This window comes from Neisseria sp. WLZKY-1, from assembly GCF_046546535.1.
Classification (GTDB): Bacteria; Pseudomonadota; Gammaproteobacteria; order Burkholderiales; family Neisseriaceae; genus Neisseria.
In genome coordinates, this window is sequence record NZ_JBKGTW010000024.1 from 23,975 (window position 1) to 31,105 (window position 7,131).

Consider the following 7,131-nt stretch of genomic DNA (forward strand, 5'->3'; position numbering starts at 1 on the left):
CTATGCCTTTTTGCCGATGGACATCGAATCGTTGCGCTCGGTTTTCGCTTCGACGCCGATGGCGGCGGAGGACTCGCCCGACGCTTCGGACGATGCACCGACGGCTATCGCCCGGTTGGCAGTGGTGTAGGCGGGAGATGCGGTGCCGGTGTTGTATTTGAGGTTGGTGGTTTTCGCGCCGTTGCCGAGGGCGATCGAGCTTTCGCCGTAAGTCATGGCATTTTTACCGACAGCGATGGTTTGGCGGGCACGGGTGGGTATGTCGGTTTTCGTGCCGTTGGCTTTGAAATTGTTGGTGTTTGTGCCGATGCTGATGCTGTCTTCACCGAAATGCGACGTAGCCGCGCCGTTGCCGACGGCGATATTGCGCAGGTCGGCCGAATTGACGGCCGAATCTTTGCCGACGGCGATATTCGTGTGGGTCGCGACGGCGGCGGCGGGAGTGGCGGCGAGTTGGCCGTCTGAATAATACAAACCCGTGCCACCTGCAGTGGCGCGGGAGGATGTGCCCACGGCGGCGGCGACGTCATTGGTGGCAACCGCACCGTCGCCCACGACCACGCTGGATTTGCCGTAGGCTTTGGCGACCTGTCCGCCGGCAAACGAGTTTTGTCCCAAAGCGTTGGACGACTGGCCGACGGCGGTGGCGTTCGTGCCGAAGGCTTTACTGTTCGCGCCGACCGCCACCGAGCCGCTGCCTGTGGTTGTGTCTGCCGTTTTTACATCGACACCCGCAGATGCCAGTTTCCCTGCCGTTGCTTCCCGCACGGATGCGGATTTGCCGATGGCGACCGAGTTCTGCGTTGCCACTCCGGCAGCGCTACCGAAGGCAGCGGCATCATCTTTTGAGGCAGAAGTGCCGCTGCCGACGGCCACGGCGCGGTTGCCGTTCGTCTTGGCGTTGATGCCGACGGCCACGGCAGAATCGCCTGATGCCTGCGAGTTTGTACCGATGGCAATGGCATTGGCGCCTGTTGCCGATCCTTCTGTGATCGCCGCCACAGATGCTGCGGCCGATGTCAACCCGACTGTTGCAAAAACGGCCAGCGTTTCCAATCTGCCCGATTCGGATTTGCTTTTGCCTTTGGCATGAGACAGTTCGGAGACAGCTGTCTATGTGCTGCAGGCATGGTTCCAGATAACTTTATAGATTCGGTTCATTTCGGTCTCCTTATTGTATGTATTCGGGTGGTTTGGGCGGCCGGGCTTTCAGACGGCCTCACGGGTTAGGAGGCCGTCTGAAAAAAGATGCGTGCTGTTTTGGCTGTGCCGAAGCGGCGTTTTAACTTCGTTGAAGCTCCGCTTTCAGACGGCCTCTGCGGCGCTATCGGCCTGCGCGGGGGAAAAGGCGTCGGAGAAGAAGGCTTCTTTTTTCAGACGGCCTTTTTCGCATAACACGCGCTGCGCGTCGACAATCATGGCGGGAGAGCCGCAGGCGTATACCTGATGTCCGGACAGATCGGGATAGTCGGCCAGCGCCTGCTGCCAGACGTAGCCGCGCGCACTCTGCCCGCTTTCGGGCGCGCGGGAGAGGACGGGGGTGAAGCGGGCGTTTTTCAGACGGCCGATAAGCGCTGCGGCTTCGCGGGCAAAGTAGAGTTCTCTTTCGGTGCGGCCGCCCCAATAAAGGTGGATCGGGCGCGGAGACTGTTGTTCGGCAAGATGGTGCAGGATGCTTTGCACGGGAGCGTAACCCGTGCCGGTAGCCAAGAGGATGAGCGGGGAATCGTCGTTTTCCTGCAAGGTGAAGGTGCCCAGCGGCCCGCGCACGCGCATGACGGTTTTTTCGCGGACGGCGGGTTCGCTGCCAAAAAGCAGGCCGCTGAACAGGCCGCCTTCGCGGCGGCGGATGTGCAGTTCGAGTTGTGCGGTTTGCGAGGGGCTGTTGGCGAGGGAATAGCTGCGGCTGCTGCCGTCTTTGAGGAGAATGTCGATGTATTGTCCGGCAAGAAAAACGAAGGACGGCTTTTTCGGCATGTCGAGGCGGACAACGGCGGTGTCGCCGATATAGTCGATGGAGGCGACGCGGGCGGGCAGGGTTTTGACGGGCGGGGTTTTGCCGCTGCGGTAGCCGGGCACTTCGAGGCTGATGTCGCTTTGGGCGAAGCAGCAGCACATAAGGATATGGTTTTGCGCGGCTTCTTCGGCGGGCAGCGCCTGTTCGGCGTGTCCGGCCTGCTCGAAGCGGCCGGAGAGGACGCGGGCTTTGCATTGGCCGCAGATGCCGTTTTGGCAGGAGTGCGGCAGGTTGAAGCCCTGGCGGCGGGCGGCGGCGAGTATGCTTTCGCCGTCGTCCGCCTCAAAAGTTTCGTTGTCGGGAGACAGGGTAATGTTGTGTTTCATGTTGTTATGGTGCGCGGGGAAAAACGGATAAGGGAGGCCGTCTGAAAGCGCGGCGGGGCTTTCAGACGGCCTTTTGCGGCACGGAGCCGGACGTTTTTTCAGACGGCCTTTATCTGCTTTCTGGCGGCGGCATGCCGACCATCGCGTCTTTCGGCATTTCGCCGGTGGCCGCCAGTTTCACGTCAAACACCAGCACGGCGTTTTTCGGGATTTTGGAGTTGGGCGGAGGCATATCGCCGTAGCCCAGTTCGGGCGGGATGTAGAGGGTGTATTCCGCGCCTTCTTTCATCATCGGCAGGGCTTCCTGCCAACCTTTGATCATCACGGGCAGCGGGAAAGCCATCGGCTCTTTGGCATCGGCGTTGCTGTCGAACACGGTGCCGTCGGTGAGCTTGCCGGTGTAGGTGACGCTGACCATGGAATCGGGCTTGGGCTGTTTGCCAGTACCTTCTTTGATTACTTTATATTGCAGGCCGGAGGCTGTGGTTTTCACGCCTTCTTTTTTGCCGTTTTCGGCCAGCCATGCTTTGGCTTTTTCCAAGGCGGGCTGCGCTTCTTTCTGCGCGGCGGCCTGGGCTTTTTCCTGTTCTTTCTGAATGAATGCCACCAGCACTTCTTCGGCCTGCTGCGGGCTGATGCGTGTTTCTTTGCCTTCTACGACAGTCTGCACGGCTTCGCTGAACATTTTCAAATCGAGGCTCACGCCCTGGTCTTTCAGGTTTTTGAGGTTGCGGCCGATGTCCATACCGATGGCGTAGCTGGCCTGCTGCTCGGGCGTGCCCAGTGCTGCGGGGTCTTTCGCACCGGATTGGACAGCGGAAGCGCTTTGCGCGGCGGAGGCGGCAGGAGCACCGGTTTCCTGTTTGCAGGCGGCCAGCGCGCAGGCGGCGGCCAAGGCGGTCAGACTCAGTTTCAAAGTGTGCTTCATAAAGTTCCTTTGCGGGAAACGGAAAAACGAAATGGCGGATTATACAAGCTTGTCCGGCAAAAGAAAGGCCGTCTGAAAAAAACCGGCCGCGGCAGGCGGCGGCCTTTGCGTTTCTTAAAGCTGCACCGCGCCGCGCGGCATATGCTTGCGGAAACTTTACACTGATAAACCTTTACTATATATTCCGAAGCGTCTGGCCTGCCCGCGTGCGGCCGGATTTGTTCCAACCCCGCGCCTTACGGGCGGTTTCTTATATGTATTTGAAGGAGAAAACCTCATGACCCAAGCAGCAGAACGTGTGCAACACGAAGGCTTGCGCCAAAAAATCATTTCCGCCGAACAGGCCGCCGCCTTTATCGAAAACGGCATGACCGTCGGCATCAGCGGCTTTACCGGCGCGGGCTACCCCAAAGCCGTTCCCACCGCCATCGCCGAAAAGGCACAGGCCGCCCACCAGGCGGGCAAGCCCTACACCATCCGCATGATTACCGGCGCGTCCACTGCCGACGAATGCGACGGCGTGCTCGCCCGCGCCAATGCCGTTTCTTTCCGCAGCCCCTTCCAGTCCGACCCCACCATGCGCAACCAGATTAACGCGGGCGACGCCTATTACATGGATGTGCACCTGTCGCACATCGAGCCGCAGGTTCGCGCCGGTTTCTTCGGCGATATGGATGTAGCCATCGTCGAAGTGGCAGGCATCACCGCCGACGGCAAACTGATTCCCTCGTTGGCAGTCGGCACCAACGTTACCTGGCTGCAATATGCGAAAAAAATCATTCTCGAAGTCAACGCGCAGCAAAACGCCAAACTCGAAGGCATGGCCGACATCTATGACAGCATCGGTCTGCCGCCTAACCGCCAGCCGTTGCTGATGACCCAGGCCGGCCAGCACATCGGCTCGCCCTACATGACTTGCGACTTGGACAAAATCGTCGGCATCGTGCTGACCGACGCGTCCGACCGCAACAGCAAATTCGCCGAGCCGGACGAAATGTCCAAGAGCATCGCTGCGAAAATCATCGACTTCTTCTCGCACGAAGTCAAAATGGGACGCCTGCCGAAAAACCTGCTGCCGCTGCAGTCGGGCGTCGGCAACGTCGCCAACGCCGTACTGGCCGGTTTGCAGGACGGCCCCTTCGACGATTTGGTCGGCTATACCGAAGTATTGCAGGACGGCATGCTCGACCTGATTCTGAGCGGCAAAATGCTTTCCGCATCCGCCACCGCCCTGTCGTTCAGCCCCGACGCGCTGCAACGCTTCAACGACAACATCGACGCACTGCGCAGCAAAATCATCCTGCGCCCGCAGGAAGTGACCAACAACCCCGAGCTGATCCGCCGCCTCGGCATCATCGGCATGAACGCGATGATCGAAGCCGACATCTACGGCAACGTCAATTCCACCCACATCATGGGCACCAAAATGATGAACGGCATCGGCGGTTCCGGCGACTTTGCCCGCAATTCCTTCCTGTCCTTCTTCGTGTCGCCGTCGGTAGCCAAAGGCGGAGCGATTTCCTGCATCGTGCCGATGGTTTCCCACCACGACCACACCGAACACGACGTGATGGTGCTGGTTACCGAGCAGGGTCTGGCCGATTTGCGCGGCAAATCCCCGCGTGAGCGCGCCCGCCTTATCATTGAAAACTGCGCCCACCCCGACTACCGTGACCAGCTGCGCGACTACTTCGACCGTGCCGAAAAATCCGGCGGCGGCCTGCACACGCCGCACCTGTTGAACGAAGCGCTGTCGTGGCATCAGCGTTTCGTCGAAACCGGCGACATGCGCGTGAAATAAGCGCCCCGCCCAATCGGGCATCGGAGGCCGTCTGAAAACCTGCATCAGGCTTTCAGACGGCCTTTTATGTTAAAATCCGCCCCGTTTTTTTGACCCCGAAACCCACTCGGAACCGCCATGACCCAAGACAAAATCCTCATTCTCGACTTTGGTTCGCAAGTTACCCAGCTTATCGCCCGCCGCGTGCGCGAAGCCCATGTTTACTGCGAGCTGCATCCCTACGATATGCCGCTTGACGACATCAAAACCTTTAATCCGAAAGGCATTATTCTCTCCGGCGGCCCCAATTCCGTATACAACTCCGACTATCAGGCCGACACCGGCATTTTTGATTTGGGCATCCCCGTGCTCGGCATCTGCTACGGCATGCAGTTTATGGCCTACCACCTGGGCGGCGACGTCGAGCCGGGCAACCAGCGCGAATTCGGCTACGCCCAAGTCAAAACCATCGACAGCGAACTGACGCGCGGCATTTCAGACGGCCAGCCCAACACCCTCGACGTATGGATGAGCCACGGCGACAAAGTCTCCAAATTGCCCGAAGGCTTCAGCATCATCGGCGACACCCCCTCCTGCCCCATCGCCATGATGGAACACGCCGCCAAACGGTTTTACGGCATCCAGTTCCACCCCGAAGTAACCCACACCAAGCAAGGCCGCGCCCTGATCAACCGCTTTGTGCTCGACATCTGCGCCGCCAAACCAAGCTGGACGATGCCCAACTACATCGACGAAGCCGTGGCCAAAATCCGCGAGCAGGTCGGCAGCGACGAAGTGATTTTAGGCTTGTCCGGCGGCGTCGATTCCTCTGTGGCCGCCGCACTGATTCACCGCGCCATCGGCGACCAGCTCACCTGCGTGTTCGTCGATCACGGCCTGCTGCGCCAAAACGAAGGCAGAATGGTGATGGACATGTTTGCCCGCAACTTGGGCGTGCGCGTAATTCATGTCGATGCGGAAAAACAGTTTCTCGACAAACTCGCCGGCGTTACCGACCCCGAGCGCAAGCGCAAAATCATCGGCGCGGAATTCATAGAAGTGTTTGATGCCGAAGAGAAAAAACTCACCAACGCCAAATGGCTGGCGCAAGGCACAATTTACCCCGACGTCATCGAAAGCGCGGGCGCGAAAACCAACAAAGCCCACGCCATCAAGTCGCACCACAACGTCGGCGGCCTGCCCGAAAACATGAAACTCAAGCTGCTCGAGCCGCTGCGCGACCTGTTTAAAGACGAAGTGCGCGAGTTGGGCGTCGCCCTCGGCCTGCCGCGCGAAATGGTGTACCGCCACCCCTTCCCCGGCCCCGGCCTCGGCGTACGCATCCTCGGCGAAGTGAAAAAAGAATACGCCGACCTCCTGCGCCAGGCCGACGATATTTTTATTCAGGAATTGCGCAACACCACCGACGAAAACGGCACTTCATGGTACGACCTCACCAGCCAGGCCTTTGCCGTATTCCTACCGGTAAAATCCGTCGGCGTGATGGGCGACGGCCGCACCTATGATTACGTCGTCGCCCTGCGCGCCGTGATTACCAGCGACTTTATGACCGCCCACTGGGCCGAGCTGCCCTACTCCCTGCTCGGCCGCGTGTCCAACCGCATCATCAACGAAGTCAAAGGCATCAACCGCGTGGTGTACGACGTGAGCGGCAAACCGCCCGCCACAATCGAATGGGAATAAACGCCCGCCCGCAAGTATCAAAAAGCAGCCTGAAAACTTTTCAGGCTGCTTTTTTTGCCTTTCAGACGGCCTAAGACCCGAAGGCCGTCTGAAACGTGTTTGTAGTGCTTTCAGACGGCCTTATTTGTCTGTTCCCCCCTTGTATTGCTACAATATCCGTACGTTGCTACATTTGAAACGGAGACCATTATGCAGACCATCAGCAGCCGCGAATTCAACCAAAACGTTGCCAAAGCCAAAAACATGAGCGACACCGCCCCCGTGTGCATTACCGGCGTAAGTAACAAATTTACTGCCCAAAACCCCCGCAAGCCTTATGCTACAAGGCTTTAAGCGGAGTCAAAACCTTTGAACACAAAAAATGCCCTTTTTGCGG

General features: G+C 59.0%; 6 protein-coding genes. 3 read left to right on the forward strand and 3 right to left on the reverse strand.

Features of this window, described 5'->3' with window-relative positions:
* From ACLD9W_RS07620 to ACLD9W_RS07630, 3 genes are all read right to left on the reverse strand, one after another.
* Nucleotides 1–1,002, reverse strand: a complete 1,002-nt coding sequence (locus ACLD9W_RS07620; protein ID WP_410841461.1) for a hypothetical protein — start codon at nt 1,000–1,002, stop codon at nt 1–3.
* A 303-nt stretch (nt 1,003–1,305) separates the two neighbouring features.
* A complete protein-coding gene (locus ACLD9W_RS07625) occupies nt 1,306–2,343 on the reverse strand; it encodes a 2Fe-2S iron-sulfur cluster-binding protein (RefSeq protein WP_410841462.1) in 1,038 nt (345 codons plus the stop codon).
* A gap of 109 nt (nt 2,344–2,452) precedes the next feature.
* The gene (locus tag ACLD9W_RS07630; protein ID WP_410841463.1) at nt 2,453–3,271 is read right to left on the reverse strand and encodes an FKBP-type peptidyl-prolyl cis-trans isomerase N-terminal domain-containing protein; all 819 of its coding nucleotides are present in this window, start codon (nt 3,269–3,271) and stop codon (nt 2,453–2,455) included.
* A 277-nt stretch (nt 3,272–3,548) separates the two neighbouring features.
* On the opposite strand from ACLD9W_RS07630, the gene ACLD9W_RS07635 reads away from it, so the two are divergent.
* The 3 genes from ACLD9W_RS07635 (at nt 3,549) to ACLD9W_RS07645 (ending at nt 7,088) form a co-directional block, all read left to right on the forward strand.
* Nucleotides 3,549–5,072 carry an acetyl-CoA hydrolase/transferase family protein gene (locus tag ACLD9W_RS07635; RefSeq protein ID WP_410841464.1) on the forward strand — a complete coding sequence of 508 codons (1,524 nt, stop codon included), beginning with the start codon at nt 3,549–3,551 and terminating at the stop codon, nt 5,070–5,072.
* A gap of 117 nt (nt 5,073–5,189) precedes the next feature.
* Nucleotides 5,190–6,755: a glutamine-hydrolyzing GMP synthase gene (gene guaA / locus ACLD9W_RS07640; protein WP_410841465.1), complete on the forward strand. Its 1,566-nt coding sequence runs from the start codon at nt 5,190–5,192 to the stop codon at nt 6,753–6,755.
* Nucleotides 6,756–6,944: 189 nt separating this feature from the next.
* On the forward strand, nt 6,945–7,088 hold the full coding sequence (locus ACLD9W_RS07645; protein ID WP_410841466.1) for a hypothetical protein: 144 nt from the start codon (nt 6,945–6,947) through the stop codon (nt 7,086–7,088).
* Nucleotides 7,089–7,131: the final 43 nt, after the last annotated feature.

Coding starts and splice junctions, on each gene's coding strand:
- ACLD9W_RS07625 (WP_410841462.1), bottom strand. CDS start 2,343: ATGAAACACAACATTACCCTGTCTCCCGACAACGAAACTTTTGAGGCG.
- ACLD9W_RS07630 (WP_410841463.1), bottom strand. CDS start 3,271: ATGAAGCACACTTTGAAACTGAGTCTGACCGCCTTGGCCGCCGCCTGC.
- ACLD9W_RS07635 (WP_410841464.1), top strand. CDS start 3,549: ATGACCCAAGCAGCAGAACGTGTGCAACACGAAGGCTTGCGCCAAAAA.
- guaA (WP_410841465.1), top strand. CDS start 5,190: ATGACCCAAGACAAAATCCTCATTCTCGACTTTGGTTCGCAAGTTACC.
- ACLD9W_RS07645 (WP_410841466.1), top strand. CDS start 6,945: ATGCAGACCATCAGCAGCCGCGAATTCAACCAAAACGTTGCCAAAGCC.